At 29.0% G+C, this 18,942-nt stretch carries 20 protein-coding genes; 13 read left to right on the top strand and 7 right to left on the bottom strand.

Annotated features, from left to right (window positions below):
- On the bottom strand, positions 1-279 hold the full coding sequence (locus H2684_RS01385) for a late competence development ComFB family protein (protein WP_182087561.1): 279 nt from the start codon (positions 277-279) through the stop codon (positions 1-3).
- A gap of 104 nt (positions 280-383) precedes the next feature.
- Entirely contained in the window at positions 384-3,044 is a 2,661-nt protein-coding gene (locus tag H2684_RS01380) for a sigma-54-dependent transcriptional regulator (RefSeq protein WP_182087560.1), read from the bottom strand.
- 300 nt (positions 3,045-3,344) lie between these two features.
- On the opposite strand from H2684_RS01380, the gene H2684_RS01375 reads away from it, so the two are divergent.
- The 4 genes from H2684_RS01375 (at position 3,345) to H2684_RS01360 (ending at position 7,001) form a co-directional block, all read left to right on the top strand.
- On the top strand, positions 3,345-3,665 hold the full coding sequence (locus H2684_RS01375) for a PTS lactose/cellobiose transporter subunit IIA (RefSeq protein ID WP_182087559.1): 321 nt from the start codon (positions 3,345-3,347) through the stop codon (positions 3,663-3,665).
- A 43-nt stretch (positions 3,666-3,708) separates the two neighbouring features.
- On the top strand, positions 3,709-4,023 hold the full coding sequence (locus H2684_RS01370; RefSeq protein WP_182087558.1) for a PTS sugar transporter subunit IIB: 315 nt from the start codon (positions 3,709-3,711) through the stop codon (positions 4,021-4,023).
- A gap of 196 nt (positions 4,024-4,219) precedes the next feature.
- Positions 4,220-5,629, top strand: coding sequence for a GH1 family beta-glucosidase (locus tag H2684_RS01365; protein WP_182087557.1), 1,410 nt, complete (start codon positions 4,220-4,222; stop codon positions 5,627-5,629).
- A gap of 55 nt (positions 5,630-5,684) precedes the next feature.
- Complete coding sequence (locus H2684_RS01360) at positions 5,685-7,001, top strand: PTS sugar transporter subunit IIC (RefSeq protein WP_182087556.1); 1,317 nt, start codon at positions 5,685-5,687, stop codon at positions 6,999-7,001.
- Positions 7,002-7,043: 42 nt separating this feature from the next.
- Here H2684_RS01360 and H2684_RS12290 read toward each other — a convergent pair whose 3' ends face one another.
- The gene (locus tag H2684_RS12290; protein ID WP_243159242.1) at positions 7,044-7,550 is read right to left on the bottom strand and encodes a M20/M25/M40 family metallo-hydrolase; all 507 of its coding nucleotides are present in this window, start codon (positions 7,548-7,550) and stop codon (positions 7,044-7,046) included.
- On the bottom strand, positions 7,471-8,148 hold the full coding sequence (locus H2684_RS12285; protein ID WP_243159241.1) for an amidohydrolase: 678 nt from the start codon (positions 8,146-8,148) through the stop codon (positions 7,471-7,473). The genes H2684_RS12290 and H2684_RS12285 overlap by 80 nt, the downstream gene beginning before the upstream one ends.
- A gap of 277 nt (positions 8,149-8,425) precedes the next feature.
- Here H2684_RS12285 and H2684_RS01350 point away from each other — a divergent pair, with 277 nt between their 5' ends.
- The 3 genes from H2684_RS01350 to H2684_RS01340 all read left to right on the top strand — a co-directional run bounded on the left by H2684_RS01350 (position 8,426) and on the right by H2684_RS01340 (position 10,762).
- Positions 8,426-9,379: an L-lactate dehydrogenase gene (locus H2684_RS01350; protein WP_207719344.1), complete on the top strand. Its 954-nt coding sequence runs from the start codon at positions 8,426-8,428 to the stop codon at positions 9,377-9,379.
- Between the two features lie 152 nt (positions 9,380-9,531).
- Positions 9,532-10,374 carry a 4Fe-4S dicluster domain-containing protein gene (locus H2684_RS01345; protein WP_182087719.1) on the top strand — a complete coding sequence of 281 codons (843 nt, stop codon included), beginning with the start codon at positions 9,532-9,534 and terminating at the stop codon, positions 10,372-10,374.
- 19 nt (positions 10,375-10,393) lie between these two features.
- Positions 10,394-10,762 (top strand): YopX family protein, encoded by a 369-nt coding sequence (locus H2684_RS01340; protein ID WP_182087554.1) that lies wholly within the window; start codon positions 10,394-10,396, stop codon positions 10,760-10,762.
- 13 nt (positions 10,763-10,775) lie between these two features.
- On the opposite strand, the gene H2684_RS01335 is transcribed toward H2684_RS01340, so the two are convergent.
- Positions 10,776-11,147 (bottom strand): DUF1634 domain-containing protein, encoded by a 372-nt coding sequence (locus tag H2684_RS01335; RefSeq protein WP_182087553.1) that lies wholly within the window; start codon positions 11,145-11,147, stop codon positions 10,776-10,778.
- On the bottom strand, positions 11,147-11,983 hold the full coding sequence (locus H2684_RS01330; RefSeq protein WP_182087552.1) for a sulfite exporter TauE/SafE family protein: 837 nt from the start codon (positions 11,981-11,983) through the stop codon (positions 11,147-11,149). The genes H2684_RS01335 and H2684_RS01330 overlap by 1 nt, the downstream gene beginning before the upstream one ends.
- An 833-nt stretch (positions 11,984-12,816) precedes the next feature.
- Here H2684_RS01330 and larA point away from each other — a divergent pair.
- The 6 genes from larA (at position 12,817) to H2684_RS01300 (ending at position 17,308) form a co-directional block, all read left to right on the top strand.
- Positions 12,817-14,091 carry a nickel-dependent lactate racemase gene (gene larA / locus H2684_RS01325; protein ID WP_182087551.1) on the top strand — a complete coding sequence of 425 codons (1,275 nt, stop codon included), beginning with the start codon at positions 12,817-12,819 and terminating at the stop codon, positions 14,089-14,091.
- A 15-nt stretch (positions 14,092-14,106) separates the two neighbouring features.
- The gene (locus H2684_RS01320) at positions 14,107-14,544 is read left to right on the top strand and encodes a hypothetical protein (RefSeq protein ID WP_182087550.1); all 438 of its coding nucleotides are present in this window, start codon (positions 14,107-14,109) and stop codon (positions 14,542-14,544) included.
- 125 nt (positions 14,545-14,669) lie between these two features.
- The gene (locus H2684_RS01315; protein WP_182087549.1) at positions 14,670-15,047 is read left to right on the top strand and encodes a GntR family transcriptional regulator; all 378 of its coding nucleotides are present in this window, start codon (positions 14,670-14,672) and stop codon (positions 15,045-15,047) included.
- Positions 15,048-15,060: 13 nt separating this feature from the next.
- Positions 15,061-16,194 carry a DUF1648 domain-containing protein gene (locus H2684_RS01310; RefSeq protein ID WP_182087548.1) on the top strand — a complete coding sequence of 378 codons (1,134 nt, stop codon included), beginning with the start codon at positions 15,061-15,063 and terminating at the stop codon, positions 16,192-16,194.
- Between the two features lie 245 nt (positions 16,195-16,439).
- A complete protein-coding gene (locus H2684_RS01305) occupies positions 16,440-16,646 on the top strand; it encodes a cold-shock protein (RefSeq protein ID WP_182087547.1) in 207 nt (68 codons plus the stop codon).
- A gap of 131 nt (positions 16,647-16,777) precedes the next feature.
- A complete protein-coding gene (locus H2684_RS01300; RefSeq protein WP_182087546.1) occupies positions 16,778-17,308 on the top strand; it encodes a hypothetical protein in 531 nt (176 codons plus the stop codon).
- A gap of 102 nt (positions 17,309-17,410) precedes the next feature.
- Here H2684_RS01300 and H2684_RS01295 read toward each other — a convergent pair whose 3' ends face one another.
- Positions 17,411-18,757 (bottom strand): hemolysin family protein, encoded by a 1,347-nt coding sequence (locus tag H2684_RS01295; RefSeq protein WP_182087545.1) that lies wholly within the window; start codon positions 18,755-18,757, stop codon positions 17,411-17,413.
- Between the last annotated feature and the right edge of the window lie 185 nt (positions 18,758-18,942).

The following is an 18,942-nucleotide window of genomic DNA, read 5'->3' as shown; positions in this document are numbered from 1 at the left end:
TTAAATTGTTTTGTGAATATCATGTGACGGATTTTTAGATACAGTATCTATGGCTAAAGCTATTTCTTTTATTATATTTGTTCTAAATTCTTCTGATATCATATTTGATTTAGAATATAATAAACCTTTTTCAGTGGAAAAATATTTTGGAGGAATTCTGTTAAGCACTAGAGCTTTCATATCATTTAAACATATAGGACATTTACATATATTATCATAATTTTTAAGAATTTCCGGAAGTAAAGTGTCAATTACAGTTTCCATATAATTTTTAATCAATTAGTTCACTCCTCTATGATTTTAATTCAAGATTAATATTGTTTTTAAAATGTAATATATGTTAATTATACCACATACTTATATAATAAATGCATTACAGAAGTTTAATTGGAAAAAATTCTTATAATATAGCATATCTCGCTATCGCTTACTTTATCTATGGAATACTTATTGCAGAGAGATATAAAGTCTTCTTTTACAATATTGTATGTTTCTCTGTTTTCTATTATATATTTTTCCTTTTCTGGATATTCAGCTGAAGATTCCCCTGCTTTTAATCTGCTCATTAAAAAAGCCAAATGAAGGATTAAACCAATTTTGCTTTCTTCACGAAGTTTTAAGAATAACTTTGATTCTAATGTCTGTATAAAAGCTATTATATTATTATAGAGTTCAACTCCATCTAAGTTGCTTATATTTTCATTGATTATAAGAGGCATTTTTATAAGAGTAGTTTTAATATCAATGCTTTCTTGAAGTTCTTTTATTACTTTCATGTTTATAACATCATACATATTGTATTGTTTTATATCTATATCTACTGGAAATGAAGATATTATAAACAAGATTTCTGTTTTCTTCTGTATCTTATTTAGAGTTCTAATAAAGTAATTTTTATCTAAACAATTAAGACAGATTATTTCAAATAATTCCCTGTCATATTTAAGATTGTTATTTAAAAAACTTTTAATTGCAACAGAACCACCTTCACCAGTCAGACAAGCGGTTATAATAGCTATTTTATTTTTAGAATTTTTTCCTTTTTTCAAAGAAGGATTAACCTCGAAATATGAATTTACAAGGAGGACATCTTTGTAGATGTTATCTAATGGCAATCCTAAAAGAGATTTTCTAGCTGCTTCAAGTACATGTAGAGTTGAAACAAGTGGAATAATTTTAACTGGAACATTGAATTCTTCCTGTATAACTTCTGCAAAGGATATAAGAGAACCCATATCCACAAGTAACAGGTATCCATCATATGTGGTGTCTTTTTTTACTAAATTTCTAAGTTTATCTAAAACTACAGATGGACTTACATCTAGTGGAGCATTAATACCAACTACGCAGTTTTCGCATAGAAGTTTATTTGCAACATTGGCCATAGAGGTTGCTGTAGATTCTCCATGGGAAATGAGTATTACCTTTACTTTGTTTTTATGATTAAACTTATTTTCCTGAGTTAGAAAAATTGTTATATAGGCTGCTTCTTCATCAGGAATAGGTCTGTGTATATAATCTTCAATAATTTTTTTTGCTTTAACAGCCACCTTAAATTCTAAAGGATATAATGTTTTTATTTTGCTTAGATTATTGTTAGGAATAACTTTATTTGATTCTACTCTGTTGATTAATGCGTTTATATGTAAAGCTAATGCAGTATACATATTGTTGCTAAAGTTAATTTTAAGTTCATTTGAAATAAAATATAAAACTTTATTAATACAATTTAATATATCCTCACCAACAATACTTAAAAGATTATTTTTGTTAATTTCTAATGAGGTAGTATTAGTATTTTTTTCAAAGTATTTTATGACATCATTTCCTAGAATATTTTCTATTGCTATATCTGATATTCCTTGGGACTTTAAAGTATTTAATTTCTGCTCTATGAATTTGTATATAGTGTTATTTTTGTTATAAGAATTTTTGGGCTTAGAATTTATAGACTTTGAAAATTTAAAGAATTCAACTTCTTCTCCCAAAAGTTTATTCCATAAAATTCTGTGCTCTTTCTTTTTATAAAGTCCTTCCTGAATATAGGCAGGAAGATCCCTGCTACATATTCTTACATCATTTCTTACCTTAGTTAGAAATTTAGAATAAGCTTTAGCACAGGCAAGTTGTATATCACTTTTTAATTGTCCTATATTATTTGGACAATCATAGGATAAGAAGGCTCTTATAGAGTTTGAAGATACATATATACATCTATTTAATTTTATACTCTCCATTTTAAAAAAGTTTTTGATCAAATAAAGTCTTTCTTCTAAAGAACGGTCTTTTAAAGATGGAATTTTTATAACCATTGGAATTCTTCTAGTAAATGTTTTTAATAGTGCAGAATTAGGATCTTCAGTAGTAGCAGAAATAATAAGTACATCAGAAGTTCTAGTTTCATCATCTCCCATGCGCCTAAATTTGCTTGTATCTAAAAAAGTGAAAAGTGCTTCTTGTCCTTCAGGTGGAAGTCTGTGGACCTCATCTAAAAAAAGTATGCCTCCATTTGCCTTTTCTATTAATCCTATTTTATCGGATTCTGCACCAGTATAGGCTCCTTTTTTGACACCAAATAGTTGAGAAGTTAGAAGTTGAGCGTTATTACTGTAGTCTGCACAATTAAAAGTTATAAAGGGGGAGTCCTTTGGTTTTATCCCAGTTTCTACTGCATACTTGTGCATTAATGATGCAAACATTGATTTTCCTACTCCAGTGTCACCTAATATTAAGCAGGGCATTCCCTTTGGTGGATATAAAATTGCAGCTTTTGCTTGTTCAGCAGGCTGTTTTAAGCTAGTACAATTTTCAACTAATTTATCTAATTCGTATTTTTTGTTCAAGTTTTTTTTATTATCTTTAATAAAAAATAAAACTGGTCTTCCAGAAGATTTATATAGTTTACCTTCCTTACACAATATATTGAGTTCGTGACTTACATTTGCTCTAGATATATTTAAAATAGTGGAAAGTGTTTTAGCATCAATTCCATTTTCATCATGTAATTCTAAAAGTTTATTGTATATAATATCTTTCCTTTTCATACAATCTCTCCTTAAACTAAATTAATTATATTATATACATTAAAGAAAAAAATTTCCACATAGAGTTTTAAAAATAAAACACTATATTTAATTTATACAGAAGTAAAAACAAAACTGTAAAACACTAGTTAAATTTAATTGAAACACTATTAAATATTAAAACACTATAGGCTAAAATTGCTTTTGATTAAAGAAAAATGGCATTGAATGATGTATTTTAGTGTTTTGGCATGGAGCTTGCTATATAATTTAGTGTAAATATTTAAAGGCACACTAAGAATATATTTGGGAGTGAGGAAAATGGAGCTAGAGGAAGTAATAATGAATATAATAATTTCTGCAGGAGAGGCTAGAGCTTTTGCTTATGAAGCGCTTCATAAGGCAAATGAAGGAAAGTATGACGAAGCTGATGATTTAATGAAAAAGGCTAATGAAGAAATTGGTAAGGCACATAATGTACAAACTTCTCTTATTCAAAAAGAAGCAAATGGTGAAAAATTGGATGTGTCAGTTTTATTTGTACATGCACAAGATCATATAATGACAGCTATATCAGAAAAAAATCTAATTAAAGAGATAATTGATTTAAGAAAGGTAGTAAATTCTTTAATAAATAAATAAAGAATTTAAACTATAATATACAAATAAATAGGAGGTAATAATTGTGATGAAAATTACATTATTTTGTAATGCTGGTATGTCAACTAGTATGTTAGTTAAAAAAATGCAAAAGGCAGCTAAGGATAAGGGAATGGAAGATGTTTGTATTGAAGCATATCCAGAAGCAGAGTTAGAAGCTCAACTTGAGAAAGGAGTATCTGTAGTACTGCTTGGACCTCAGATTAAGTTTTTATTAGAAAAAATAAAGTCTATTTGCGAGCCAAAGGGTGTTCCAGTAGATGTTATTAATTCAGTTGATTATGGAATGATGAATGGAGCCAAAGTTTTAGAACACGCATTGAAACTAGCAAAACAATAATTTTAATTATAAGTACCCCTTATTACCATTATAGGGAAAGTAGGGATGATCCTTAAATTAACAGTAATAGTAGAGGTACCTATAATAAATTTATAACTAATATAAGTATAATACAAATTTATTTTTTTAAAGTACAATATTTTAAAATAAATAGATTTAGTGAAATAAAAAATTACAGAGAAAAGAGGTAAAAGACATGAAATTTCCACATGATTTTTTATTTGGAGCGGCTTCAGCTTCATATCAAGTAGAAGGTGCATGGAATGAAGATGGAAAAGGCATTTCAAATTGGGATGTATTTTCTAAAATTCCAGGAAAGACATTTGAAGGAACTAATGGAGATGTTGCAGTAGATCACTATCACAGATATAAAGAAGATATTAAACTCATGGCTGAAATGGGACTGGAGTCCTATAGATTTTCCATATCATGGCCAAGAATAATACCAGATGGGGATGGAGAAATTAATCAGAAAGGTATAGACTTTTACAATAATTTGATAAATGAATGTTTAAAATATGGTATTGTTCCATTTGTTACTTTATACCATTGGGATTTACCACAAACATTAGAGGAAGATGGTGGATGGACAAGTAAGAGGACTGTTAAAGCCTTTAGGAAATATGCAAATACATGTTTTAAGGCATTTGGAGATAGGGTAAAACACTGGATTACATTTAATGAAACTATTGTCTTTTGCTCTTTAGGATATTTAACAGGGGGACACCCACCAGGAATAAAAAATCAGCCTAAAAAATATTTTCAGGCTATACACAATGTATTTATTTCACATGCTCAGGCTGTAAAGGATTATAAGGAGTTGAGGCAATTTGGTGAAATAGGTATAACTCATGTATTTTCACCTGCATTTAGTGTAGATGATAGTTCAGATAATAAATTTGCTGCATATCATGCAAACCAATATGAAATTGCACTTTACTACGATCCAATACTCAAGGGCACATATCCAAAATATGTAGTAGATCAGTTAATAGAAAAGAACTATAAACCTGATTGGACTGAAGAAGAACTAGAATTATTGAAATCTTCTGCACCTCTAAATGACTTCGTTGGTTTAAATTACTATCAACCTAAAAGAGTTATGAAAAATGATAGTGAATGTGAGAATGAAGAAATGACTAGAGAAAAGTCAACTGGAGCACCTGGAAATGTATCTTTTGATAAGGTATACAAAACTGTAAAAGTAGATGGAAAAAAGTACACTAAATGGGGTTGGGAGATTGCTCCAGATGCATTTTTAGAAGGACTTAGGATGATAAAGGCTGATTATGGGGATATAAAGATATATATTACAGAAAATGGTCTTGGAGATGAAGACCCAATAATTGAAGGGGAAATAGTAGATATACCTAGAATAAAATATATAGAACAACATTTAAAAGTAGTAAAAAAGGCTATTCAAGAAGGTATAAATTTGAAAGGTTATTATGCTTGGTCGGCAATAGATTTATTGAGTTGGCTAAATGGATATAAAAAGCAATATGGATTTATCTATGTGGATCACAAAGATAATTTAAAGAGGAAGAAAAAAGCATCATTTTATTGGTACAAGAAAATAATTCAAGAGAGAGGGGAAAACCTTTAAAAATCATGGGATTTTGTAATAGATGTTAAAGTTAAATTTAAGAGGAGGTTTTATGATGGGAAAAATTGAAACAAACTTAGATAAAATTTCATCTAAGTTGATGAAGTTTGCTAATGCCAAGCCAATAATTGCAATTAAAGATGGTCTTATGCTAGTAATGCCATTAACGCTAATAGGTTCCATATTTTTGTTGCTTGCTAATATACCTTTAGATGGTTGGGCACCATTAATGACAAGTATTTTTGGTGAGAATTGGGCGGTACCTTTAAATCAAGTTTCAGGAGCAACTTTTGATATTATGGCTTTAGTATCTGTATTTGGTATCGCATATAATTATGCAAAAAAAGAAAAATGTGAACCAATATCGGCAGGAATATTAAGTATAGTATCATTTTTAATAATCATGCCATCTACAGTTACTGGAAAGGCTGGAGATTCAATAGGTGGAGTTATTATTAAAAATTGGACTGGTGGAAAAGGAATGATAGCTGCAATAATTGTAGGACTATTTACTGGATATGTTTATTCCTGGTTTATAAAGAGAAATATAAGAATTAAGATGCCAGAAGGTGTTCCAGAAGGTGTTTCTAATGCTTTTTCAGCATTGATTCCAGGCTTTGTTATTATAACAATATCTATGTTAGCATATGCTCTTTTCCAGTACTTTGTAGGAAAAACTCTTATAGAAGTAATATATGCAGTATTACAAATACCACTACAGGGGTTAACTGACTCCTTGGGAGCTGCAATAATCATACCTTTTGTAATTTCATTCTTATGGTGGTTTGGTATACATGGTGCAGCACTAATAGGTGGTGTAATGGGACCATTACTTCAAGCTAATGGACTAGCTAATCAGGAACTTGTTAATAAAGGAATTCACTTAGTAGCAGGACAAAATGCACATATAGTAACTCAGCAGTTTGTGGATCAATTTATAACATTTGGTGGATCAGGAATGACATTAGGCCTTGTTATATCAATGGTACTTTTAGCAAAGTCATCTCATTTAAAAACTTTAGGGAAATTGTCATTAGTACCAGGATTATTTAATATAAATGAACCAATATTATTTGGTTTTGCAATTGTGTTGAACCCTATGATGTTTATACCATTTGTTCTTGTACCAGTACTATCAGGAATTATTACCTATTTTTCATTAGCTATTCATTTGATACCTGCTTTTACAGCGGTACAAGTTCCTTGGACAACTCCACCTATTATATCCGGATTTATAGTTGGTGGTTGGAGAGCAGCATTATTACAAGCAGTACTTATTGTAATGGCAGCTTTAGTTTATTTACCATTTTTAAAGGCACAAGATAAGAAGTCTTTAGAAGAAGAAGAACTTGCAAAGGTTGAAAGCAAGTAATACAATTATTAAATATTATTTAAGAAAAAGTAGACTATTAATTTAGTCTACTTTTTTAGGTTTATATTCAGATAGAAGTTTCAATGCAGATTTTGATAAAATCTCCATTCCATAGGCAAGGGAATCCTCATCTATATCAAATTTAGGATGATGCTGTGGATATATTATATCTTTTTCAGGATTGTTTATTCCTATAAATATGAAGCATCCAGGGATTTCTTGTAAGTAGTATGAAAAGTCTTCGCTGCTCATAAAAGGTTGTATTTCATGTGCGTTATCATTGAGAACTTCTTTTCCTGCTTTTAAAACTATACTTGTAACTTTAGGGTCATTTTCAAGAACATAAGTGCAAGGTTCTCTTTTAATTGAACATTTTGCTCCAGCCATGTCACAGATATCTTCAACAATTTTTTTAATATGAGAATATATATCTTCTCGTACATTTTCATCAAGGGACCTTATAGTTCCTTTAAGCAGAGCTTTGCCTGCTATTGAATTGTAAACTTCGCCGGATTGAAACATTCCAACTGATACTACGGCTTGTTTCATTGGATCTATATCTCTTCCTACAATTGTGTTTAATGCAACTACTATTTGAGATGCAGTTAATACCTGAAGATATACCTGCTGTACCTATTGGTAATGATTGCCAAAGATGCAAACCTATAATGGCATCTACATCTTTAAGACCACCATCTTCTATAATTGCATGGGCTCCAGAGCCATCTGCTACTTCCTCTTCACTTGGTTGAAATATAAATCTTATTGTGCCATTTATTTGGCTTCTAAGTTCAGATAGAATTTTTATAACTCCAATTAATATTGCTGTATGACCATCATGACCGCAAGCATGACAGGCACCTTTATTTTCAGATTTATATGGGCTATCTCTTTCTTCATCTATAGCTAATGCATCTATATCAGCGCGAATTGCTATTGTATTTCCTGGATTTTTACCTCTTAAATCTGCTATGATACCTGTTTTACCTGCTATTCTTATATCTAAGTCCATAGTACTTAATATATCAATAATTTTTTTCTGAGTATTAAATTCCTTTTTGCTGACTTCAGGATGCTTGTGAAAGTACCTTCTTAGCTTTATAATCTCTGGATAATACTTCTGGGTTAATGCCTTTATATTGTCCATATTGTAATCCTCCTAATTATTCTTAAGTTTTTTATATATTTTGTAGATATTTATAATATTTTTAATCTTATCGTTATAGGATACCATAAAATAATAACTTGTAAATATAAAAAATTAAATTATTATCTATAGTTGCAAAATATAAATGTTTAGAATACATAAAAATAAGTATTCTATAATAAACACTTTACTATTCTAAATTAAATGGTATATTATAATTATAAATAATTTAAACCAATATTTATTAAAAAATAAATAATTAATGGGGGCATACATTATGAAAAACAAACTTGTAATAGTTGGAACTGGACATGTTGGATCTACTGTAATAAACACTGCTTTATCTCTTAACTTATTTTCAGAAATAGTTACTATAGATAAAAAGAAGAATAAAGCTAAAGGTGAAGCACTTGATGTAAGTCACAGTACTCCTTTTGAGTACAATCCAAACACAAGAGTTTATTCTGGAGGTTATGAAGAATGTGCAGATGCTAATGTAATTATAATATCTGCAGGTCCAAGTATAATGCCAGATGATAAAGCTGACAGGCTAATACTTGCAGAAAGAAATGTTCCAGTTATGAAAGATGTAATGAGTTCAATATCAAAATACACTAAAGATGCTGTAATTATAATAATTACAAATCCACTTGATGTAATGGTATATTATGCAGAAAATTTCTTTGGATATCCAAAAAATAAGGTATTTGGAACAGGAACAAGTTTGGATTCTGCACGTTTTAGAAGAATTATTGCAAATAAATATGATGTGGATCCTAAAAGCGTACAGGGGTATATGCTTGGAGAACATGGGAATTCTGCATTTCCTGCATGGAGTAGATTAAATATTGCTGGAGTACATAGTGATGATTTAGATAAATATTTCACTTCAAAGGAACCACTTGATCGCGAAAAAATAGCTTCAGAAGTGGTACAAGTTGCATATGATGTATTGAATTTGAAAGGATGGACAGATTCAGGCATTGCAATGGCTGCATGTAGGCTAGCAAAGGCAGTTGTTTTAAATGAGAGAAGTGTACTTCCTGTTTCTACTACTCTTGAAGGAGAATATGGACTTACAGATGTTGCACTTAGTATTCCATGTATTATAACAAATGAAGGAGTTGAAAGAAGAGTTCCAGTTCCTCTATCTGAAGATGAAGTTGAAAAACTTAAAAAAAGTGCAGAAAGTATCAAAAAGACAATTAACTCAGTAAATTTAGGGAAGTAACAATTTAAACTAAATATTTATTCTTTATAAGCTAAACTTATATATAAGTTTAGCTTATAAAACTATAAAGAATTATAATTTTAATAATCTATATTTTTTTGATATTATTTAAACAATGATTAAAATAATAGATTTTGGAGGACTTAGAATGAATAAAAAAAAGATTGCAAGAGTTAAAGCTTGATGGATTTATAAGTCAAAAAAATGTTGGTTATTTTTCACTTAGAATTATAGCTCCAGCTGGAAAGATGTCAGTAGAAAAAATGAAATATGTAAATGAGATAGCTAATAAATATGGTAGAGGATACATAAGTTTTACAACAAGGCTTTCTATTGAAATTCCATGGATCAAGGAAGAAGATATAGAAAATGTTAAATCAGATTTAAAAAAATGCGGACTGTATTCAGGGGGAACAGGCAAGATTGTAAGACCAATTGTTGCATGTAAAGGTACTGTGTGTCCTCATGGATTGATTGATACACAGGGAATAGCTGAAAGACTTCACAAAAAGTATTTTGCAACTAAATTGCCATCCAAACTTAAAATTGGAATAGTAGGTTGCCCTAACAATTGTGCTAAAGCATCAATAAATGATATAGGATTTATGGGACAGAAGATACCTAAGTTTCAAGAAGAAAACTGCAAAAGTTGTGGATTATGCGTATCTGTATGCAGGGCAGGTGCTATAACAAAGGAAGATGGCAAAATTGTAAGAGATGCTGAAAAATGTGTAGGATGTGGAAAGTGCATAAATGCATGTCATTTTGGTGGAATGACAACTGAAAAAGAGGGAATGCAAGTATTTGTAGGTGGAAAATTTGGAAGAAAATATAGAATTGGAAATAGGGTTAATAAGATATTTTCTCCTGAAGAAGCGGAAACTATTGTAGAAAAAATAACAAATTATTATGTGGAAAATGCAAATAAAGGCGAAAGAATTGCAGATATGATAGATAGGATAGGTTTTGAGGAATTGAATAAAAAATTAGTATAGTTGGTTTGGGGGAAATAAAATGAGAAAATTGGAGTTCAGAATTTGGGACAAGGAAAATAGGTGCTTTTATTTAGAGGATAATCCATATTCTGAACGCTTTCCAAAGGGGAATAATAGATTTGTAGTAACGGAGTTTACGGGACTTTATGACAAATGTGGTAAAAAGATTTTCGAAGGTGATATTATAGGCATAAACAGTGAAAAAAGTTCCATAAAACTACCTGTAAAGTTTGGTAGATATTCTTTTGAAAAGTTTATAGGAGAATGTGGTGAAGTAAGTGAAAAAACAGAACTATATGGTTTTTATGTTGAAAATGAATATTTGTATATTCAAATGTTAAATGGAAAAGCACTTGTTCTAGGAAATATTTTTGAAGAGGTAGGTTAAGCTTAAATTGTACTTAACCTACCTTTCCCATAAGCAAACTTATTATGAGTATTATAAATACGGTACTTGTAATTTTTACATATAGGAAATCTTTTTCTTTAAAAAATACTATTATAGAAATTCCGACTCTCAATATAGGAATTGATATTAGAAGCATCAATCCAGTGAGTATGATTGAGTAGGATTTTAAAGCTATAAAACCTTTAAGTACATCTAGAGGTTGAGTTGGATAAAAATCTTTTGGGTATCCACTATTACCTGAAATAAGAAACATTAAAAGTCCTGTTATAATTATAGCAGAGCTAACTAAAACTCCTACAAGCAAAAATGTGCTTATCACAGTTTCCATTTCCCTTATATTCTTTTTCAAATTCTTATTTTCCATTATAATGATATCACTCCTTTATACATCATTTGAAGAGCTATATATATTAAAAAAGGTATGAATATTTTTCTTATAGTTTTATTTTTCATACGTTTCATTACTCTAGTTCCAAAAGTGGCACCGGCAAGCACTCCAAGAGCTACAGGCCCTGCAATTTTAGGATCTATATCTCCTCTTAAAAAAAATACCCCCGCACTTGCAGCAGCAGTTACTCCCATCATGAAGTTGCTTGTAGCACTTGATACCTTCATTGGAAGCTTCATAAATAAATCCATTGCCATTACCTTAAAACTGCCACTACCTATTCCTAGAAGTCCAGACATTATTCCTGCTCCATACATTACAGAAAACCCAGAAGGTACATTTGAAACTTTATACTTTATAGTTTTATTTAATACATCATCATAGTATTCACCGTTCAATTTTAATTTCTCTGCAAGAGGATGCTCAATAACATTTTGAGGAAGTTCACTTTTTCCTTTTTTTAACATAGCAAGAGCAGAGTAGAGAAGAAATATTCCAAATATTATATAAAGATAGTCAGCTTTTATAATTCCTCCTAAAAATGCTCCTGTTATAGCACCTACTGTAGTAGCTATTTCAAGAAACATGGCAACTCTTATATTGGTCAATTCATCACGCACATACGCAACAGCAGCACCACTTGATGTGGCAATTACAGAAATTATACTTGCACCTATGGCATATCTTATGTCAATTCCAAATAAAAGGGTCAGAGCTGGAGTTATTATTGTACCACCGCCTAAGCCAAGAATAGAACCAACTATACCTGCTACAATAGATATAAGCAGAATGTTTAAAGTTATTATAGACAAAACATCATCTCCTATGTATTGAATAAAATTTACTTTTCAAGTATTATTATAACAAGAATATTTACCAATTAACAATTAAGAATTCACAAATCACAATGCGAAACAATTAATAATTAAGAATTCACAGTGCACGATGACAATTAAGAATTAAGAATTCACAAATCACAGTGCACAATGAAGGATGATTTTTCTTTGGGAAAAATCTAAAAATGAGTTAATAGTTAAGAATGAAGAATTAATAGTGATGGATGATTTTTCTTTGGAAAAATCTAAAATATAGGTTTTTGAAGCAAAGCGAAGAAAAGCAACAATCATTGTGAATTGAGAACTGAGAACTGTGAACTGAATAGCAATGCACGATGACAATTAAGAATTAAGAATTCACAATGCACAATGACAATTAAGAATTAACAATTCACAGTGCACAATGAAGGATGATTTTTCTTTAGGAAAAATCTAAAATATAGGTTTTCTGAAGCAAAGCTGAAGAAACCAACAATCATTGTGAATTGTGAACTGAGAACTGTGAACTGGATAATGATGCACAATTAAGAATTCACAAATCACAGTGAAGGATGATTTTTCTTTAGGAAAAATCTAAAATATAGTTTTTCAAAACAAAGTGGAGAAAAACTACCATCATTGTGAATTATGCACTGTTCACTGTGAACTGAATAAGAAGGATGATTTTTCTTTGGAAAAATCTAAAATATAGGTTTTCTGAAGCAAAGCTGAAGAAACCAACAATCATTGTGAATTGTGAACTGAGAACTGTGAATTGAGAACTGTGCATTATGAATTAAAAAAATATATTTTAAGGGGGGGCATATTTTATGAGTACTTATAGTTTAAAATATGGAGATAAAAGTATTAAGTTTGATATAGAAGGAGATGTAACTAGTCTTATTCCAAAAAAAACTAAGGTTATAGAGGATAAGGATATAGAAAAATGTATAATTAATTCTATTGAAAATCCAATAAATTCTAAGCCACTTTCCAAGATAGTTAATCCTGGAGAAAAAGTTTTATTTGTAGTTTCAGATATTACAAGATTATGGATAAAAACGGACAAGTTTTTGATTCACATTGTAAATTATTTAAATTCTCTTGGGGTTAAAGATGAGGATATTTCAGTTATAGTTGCAGTTGGAACACATAGGGGAGCTTCAGAGGAAGAAAAGAAAAAGATAGTAGGTGAAGAACTTTACAATAGGATAAATATATATAATCATGATAGTAAGGATAAAGATAGTTTAGAATATGTGGGAACGTCAAGTTACGGCACTCCAGCTTACATAAATAAAAAGATACTGGAAGCTGATAGAGTAATACTAACAGGTGGAATTACTTTTCATGTATTTGCAGGATTTGGTGGAGGGGCTAAAAGCATGGTTCCTGGAGTTGCAGGATTTGAAACAATACAGAAAAATCATAAGCTTGTATTCAAAAAAGGTGATGGTGGATTGAATTTAAATGCAAGGTCAAATGTGATTAAAGGTAATCCAATGCGTGAAGATATTACTGAAATATGCAGAAAAGTTTCTCCAGATTTTTTAGTTAATGCTGTTCTTGATCAAAATGGGAATTTTGTGGAGTTTGTATCTGGAGATTTTGAATATGCATGGTTAAAAGGATGTAATACAACTAGAGATATGTACGGAATAAAAATTAAAGATAAGGCAGATATTACAATTGCATCTGCAGGTGGATATCCAAAAGATATAAGTTTATATCAAGTCGTAAAATCAATTGACAATAGCGTCTATGCAGGTTCAAAAGACAGTGTTTTGATTATTGCAGCTGAATGTAGAGAGGGAATTGGTGCTGATGAATTTATGAAGTGGTTTAAGTATGATACACTGGAAGATACTGAGAAGGGATTAAAGGAAAATTTTACTGTACCTGGATTTGTTGCATATAAAGCTATGTATGCTGCAAAAAACAGAAAGGTATTTTTATTATCAAATATTGATGATAAGGTAGTTGAAAAGCTTGGATATACACCAGTAAAATCAATAGATGAAGCGCTTAATAAGGCATATGAATTAAGTTCAAAAAATCCAAATGTAGTATTTATACCTTATGGAGGAAGTACTCTACCTGTATAAATAAAGGAGAAATATATGAATAATAAAGATAAAAACTTGAACTTTACTATAGAGATATTGTTGTTTACTGCTTTTGTAATGTCTGCCTATTTTTTTATAGGAAAAATTGAATTTATAGCAATTGGATTTGCTTTTTTAATGTGTATATATAGTGGATTTAAAACATTTAGATGTATTAAAGACAGAGATGGATTGAAAATAATTGCCATTTTAACTTCTATTTTTGTTTTAGTTATAATAATACATATATTAATAGTAGCTGGAACTCAAAATCCAGTTCCAATGTTATTGTTATTTATAATTACAAATCTGTTTTTTGTATATAATTTAATTTTATATGTATATTATAAGTATAGAATACTTAATTTAATTGTTCTTATAATTTTATGGATTTTGTGTGATGGAATGCCAATTATGCTTCTATTTATATTGTCAGCAGGATTATCTAATTAAAGCTTTTTAAATATTGATAAATAAGGCTTGTTCATGTTTTATAATTGAACAGCCTTATTTTTATTGACAATATTTTGTTCTATTTGTTATACTTATAATATAACAAATAGAACTGAGGTGAAGTAATGCTTATAGAAATTGACTTTGATTCAGAAATACCAATATATGAGCAACTTAAAAGACAGATAATAGAGGGCATAGCGTCTGGAAAATTAAAAAAAGGCGAAACTCTTCCATCTGTTAGACAAATGGCAGAAGATATAGGAATAAATCTTCACACTGTAAATAAGGCATATAATGAATTGAAAACATGGGGATACTTGAATGTAGATAGAAGAAAAGGTACAACCATAAGTGAAGTTTTTCCAAAAGCTAGTAAAGAATTTCGGGATAAACTCAAAGAAGAGCTAATGTATTTGATTTCAGATGCACATTTGAAAGGTGTTAATGAGAAAGAATTTATTGATATGTGTATTAATATATTTAAAAAATTAGAATTATAGGAGAGTGAGAACTATGAATGAAAATGTATTTTTATCTTTGTATATGTTGTTTATTTTTTTAATAATGCAAGGTATTATAATATTTACTCCTAATTTTACAAGAAAAGAAATTATTTTTGGAGTAAAAGTTCCAAAAGATAAAATAAATATGAATGAAATAAAGAAAATAAGGAAACAATATATAATAAATAACTTGATAATAGGAATTCCGATTATAATTATATTTGTTATACTTATCTATAATTTTAATAGTACTGGTATGATTTTATTTACTACGTTTGCCATTATATTTATAGATTTTTTAATATATCTGATTTCAAATAGGGCTATGAAAAAATTAAAAGCTAAGGAAAAATGGTTTCAAGGTAAAAAACAATCTGTAACTATTGATACAAGTTTTTCAAGAGATAGAGAAAGCATGCTTGTATCACCTTGGTTGTTCCTAATTCCAGTATTTATAATTTTAATTAATGTGATTCTGGGATATTCACATTATAGTGTTCTTCCAGATGAAGTTCCTGTCCATTGGGATTTTTCAGGTAATATTACTGGATATCAGAAAAAGTCACTGTTTTTAATATGGACCATGCCTCTTGCCCAGATATTTTGTACACTTGTATTTTTCCTTGTATATAAGGGAATAGGTTGGTCAAAGCAGCAGATAAGTTCAGAAAATCCAGAGATATCATTGAAGAAGAATAGGATATTTAGATGGGTATGGTCAATATACATGGTAGTTTTCTGTATCTTTGTAGTTATGATATTGACTATGGGAAATATGCAGATATTAAATATATTCAATATAAGTTATAAGCTTTCTACAGGTATAACTATTGTTTTCTTAATTTTAATATTTGCAAGCACAATAGTTCTTTCTACAAAGCTTGGACAGGGGGGAGCTAATTTAAAACTTTCAAATGAAGTAGAAAAAGCTAGATTTAAAGAAACGGATAGGGATGATGATAAATATTGGAAAATTGGGAATACTATTTATTATAATCCAGAGGATCCATCACTGTTTATTGAAAAAAGATTTGGAATAGGTTGGACGATAAATGCAGGTAGACCACTTGGTATGGCGATATATATTGGAATTATAATTCTTACAATTGGAATTGCAGTTTTTGCAAGTTTTGTAAGTAAGTAATCTAGGATAATAAAAATTAGAAGTATCTAATATTTCTTTAAAAGTGATGAATTTATTAAAATTTTTTGATTATTTCTTGTAATTGCTGTATAATAGACATAAATACAATAAACATTTGATTGACAAGAAAAATATTGTTGGATTGTTAATTTTATGCTTTTGTGTTATAAAAATATAATCATAAACACCGATATAAAAAATAAATATATCAATTTATAAGTGTTTTATCTTTAGGAGGATAATAAATGAAAATAGGAACAGTAAAATGGTTTAATTCAGAGAAAGGATTTGGATTCATTGAAGTTGAAGGCGAAAATGATGTTTTTGTACACTTCACTGCTATACAGAGCGATGAACCAAGAAAAAATCTTGAAGAAGGTCAAAAAGTTCAATTTGATGTAGAAAAAGGTCCAAAAGGACTTCAAGCTGCTAATGTTGTAAAACTTTCATAATTTTACATTTAAATTGAACGTTAACATAAACACTAGATGTTTCACCACCTTATCACAAGGTGGTTTTTTATTAGATAGTGATTTTATACTATCTAATGTTTTCTATAAAATATAAAGTGAGGGAATTTTCAATGAAAAAAAATTATAGAATGAAGAGAACAATATCTGTAAAAATGTTCATTTCAGAATTTGAACAATGTTTTTCAGAGCACATTAAAAAGAGATTAATGGATATTGATTTAAGATGTGTTTTGACGAGAAAAGATAAAAAGTATGTAGTAGATATAAAGCATGTAGAGCATATAAAATACAATTCTAAGTCAGAAAACGGAGAAAACAGCTCAGATAAAGAGTATGTTTATGGAAGATTTATCTGCAGTGAAGACATGTTGTATTTTTCCAATGATTTTGACAATACAAATGATTTTATGAAAGCTGAAGTAGTGGATAATATATATAATTCTATGAATACTGAAGAAGTTTTAATAGATGAAGAAGAGTTAAAGGGTAAACAAGTTAACGATGGAAATATTGATTTTATAATTGATAGTATATTAGAAGTGTGTCCTGACGTTTCACAAAAATATCTTGATATTGTACATGAAATGATTTCACATTCAGAAATTAAAAAGAAGAATACATTTCATGTAAGTAATTATTAATATCTAAATTATAATTTTTGCACTTTTGGATAAAAAATTAATTATAAAAGATCGATATAGTTTTTTTATAACTATATCAGTCTTTTACTTTTATTTTAATATTTAATTTTCAATGTCTTGATTTGTATTGGAACTATTTTCTATTGTAATTTCAACTTTATCAATTCTTTTTTGTTTTACATTCTTTATTTTAAAATATATATTGTCATATTTTAAAGTCTTGTTTTCATTGTGTTTAGGAATATGTCCTAAGAGATCTACAACAAATCCTCCAATAGTGTCAAATATGTCACATGGAAGTTGTATGTTGAGTTCTTCATTTACATCATCTATGGGTACAAGACCACCAACTAAATAGGTATTTTTATTTATCTTTTTTATACATTCACTGTTGCACTCATAGTTATCGTGTTCATCAGGAATATTACCCATTACTTCTTCTATTAAATCGTCTATAGTTACAATTCCTGTAAAATCTCCATATTCATCTATTAAAATTGACATATGATTATTGGTAAGTTGCATTTCTTCAAATAACTCATCTATATTTTTAGTTTCAGGAACAAAGAAAGCACTTCTTATAAGGTCTTTTATCGATTTATTATTTAAAGTTCCACTGTGAAATTCTATGAATAAATCTTTCATATACAATATACCAATTATATTGTCAATTGCATTTTCATAAACTGGTATTCTTGAATATTGGTGTTTAGCTACTTCACTTAAAATTTCATCAACTGGTGTATCTACATTTAAGGCAAATACATTTACCTTTGGAGTCATTATATTTTTTGCCAAAGTATCATCAAATTTGAATATTCCATTTATCATTTCTTTTTCTGTTTCATTTATTATACCTGTTTCTTCTCCTACATCTATCATAAGTTGTATCTCTTCTATTGATATATTGTCTTTTTTATTTATATTTTTTATTCCAGTTATTTTTGAAAGAATATTAATTGAAAACGTTAATATTTTATCAAATGGAAAAGTTATTATTGATACCCATTTAAGAGGTTTTACTACGAATAATGATACTTTTTCCGCATTTTGAAGAGCAACTTTCTTTGGAAATAGTTCTCCAAAAACCAATGTAAAATAGGATAAAATTATAGTACCAAGGAATATTGAAATTTCATCACTGGATGGTATATCAAAACTTTCAAGCAGTATAGCTAGAGGTTTAGATAGAGATGTAGCTGAAAGTGCACTAGCGAGGAAACCAGCCAGAGTTATAACATCCTGAATTGTTGCTAAAAATTTATTTGGTTCTTTCATTAGGTTAAGAAGCAGTTTGGCATTTTTATTACCATTATCTGCACTTATTTTTATCTTGGACTTATTTACTGAAACTATGGCAATTTCTGCTGCTGAGAAAAATGCATTTAGTGCTATTAATATAACTATCAAAAAAAGATCCAGTAAAATTCTACTCGGACCGCCGTCCATATAAAAATTCCCCCTTATTAAATAAAGACTTAATATATTATATCATATTATATCATATATTATATATTAAATTTTTACATTGCAAAAAAGTTTAAATTATTTTTTGAAACAATATTTGTTGTTGTAACGTCTTTTATAGTGTAAGTAAAATTCATCTACAAATTCATTTACAATGTGCATATATG

This window comes from Clostridium sp. cel8 (genome assembly GCF_014050525.1).
Lineage (GTDB): Bacteria > Bacillota > Clostridia > Clostridiales > Clostridiaceae > Clostridium_B.
The sequence above is the reverse complement of the archived record's forward strand: the minus strand, read 5'-3'. Positions and strand labels throughout refer to the sequence as shown.

Excerpts from the sequence above, each read along its gene's own strand:
- H2684_RS01310 (WP_182087548.1), top strand. The coding sequence starts at position 15,061 with ATGAATGAAAATGTATTTTTATCTTTGTATATGTTGTTTATTTTTTTA.
- H2684_RS01380 (WP_182087560.1), bottom strand. The coding sequence starts at position 3,044 with ATGAAAAGGAAAGATATTATATACAATAAACTTTTAGAATTACATGAT.
- H2684_RS01295 (WP_182087545.1), bottom strand. The coding sequence starts at position 18,757 with ATGGACGGCGGTCCGAGTAGAATTTTACTGGATCTTTTTTTGATAGTT.
- H2684_RS01340 (WP_182087554.1), top strand. The coding sequence starts at position 10,394 with ATGAGAAAATTGGAGTTCAGAATTTGGGACAAGGAAAATAGGTGCTTT.
- H2684_RS01320 (WP_182087550.1), top strand. The coding sequence starts at position 14,107 with ATGAATAATAAAGATAAAAACTTGAACTTTACTATAGAGATATTGTTG.
- H2684_RS01350 (WP_207719344.1), top strand. The coding sequence starts at position 8,426 with ATGAAAAACAAACTTGTAATAGTTGGAACTGGACATGTTGGATCTACT.
- H2684_RS12290 (WP_243159242.1), bottom strand. The coding sequence starts at position 7,550 with ATGAAACAAGCCGTAGTATCAGTTGGAATGTTTCAATCCGGCGAAGTT.
- H2684_RS01375 (WP_182087559.1), top strand. The coding sequence starts at position 3,345 with ATGGAGCTAGAGGAAGTAATAATGAATATAATAATTTCTGCAGGAGAG.
- H2684_RS12285 (WP_243159241.1), bottom strand. The coding sequence starts at position 8,148 with ATGGACAATATAAAGGCATTAACCCAGAAGTATTATCCAGAGATTATA.
- H2684_RS01365 (WP_182087557.1), top strand. The coding sequence starts at position 4,220 with ATGAAATTTCCACATGATTTTTTATTTGGAGCGGCTTCAGCTTCATAT.
- H2684_RS01315 (WP_182087549.1), top strand. The coding sequence starts at position 14,670 with ATGCTTATAGAAATTGACTTTGATTCAGAAATACCAATATATGAGCAA.
- H2684_RS01360 (WP_182087556.1), top strand. The coding sequence starts at position 5,685 with ATGGGAAAAATTGAAACAAACTTAGATAAAATTTCATCTAAGTTGATG.
- H2684_RS01300 (WP_182087546.1), top strand. The coding sequence starts at position 16,778 with ATGAAAAAAAATTATAGAATGAAGAGAACAATATCTGTAAAAATGTTC.
- H2684_RS01305 (WP_182087547.1), top strand. The coding sequence starts at position 16,440 with ATGAAAATAGGAACAGTAAAATGGTTTAATTCAGAGAAAGGATTTGGA.
- larA (WP_182087551.1), top strand. The coding sequence starts at position 12,817 with ATGAGTACTTATAGTTTAAAATATGGAGATAAAAGTATTAAGTTTGAT.
- H2684_RS01335 (WP_182087553.1), bottom strand. The coding sequence starts at position 11,147 with ATGGAAAATAAGAATTTGAAAAAGAATATAAGGGAAATGGAAACTGTG.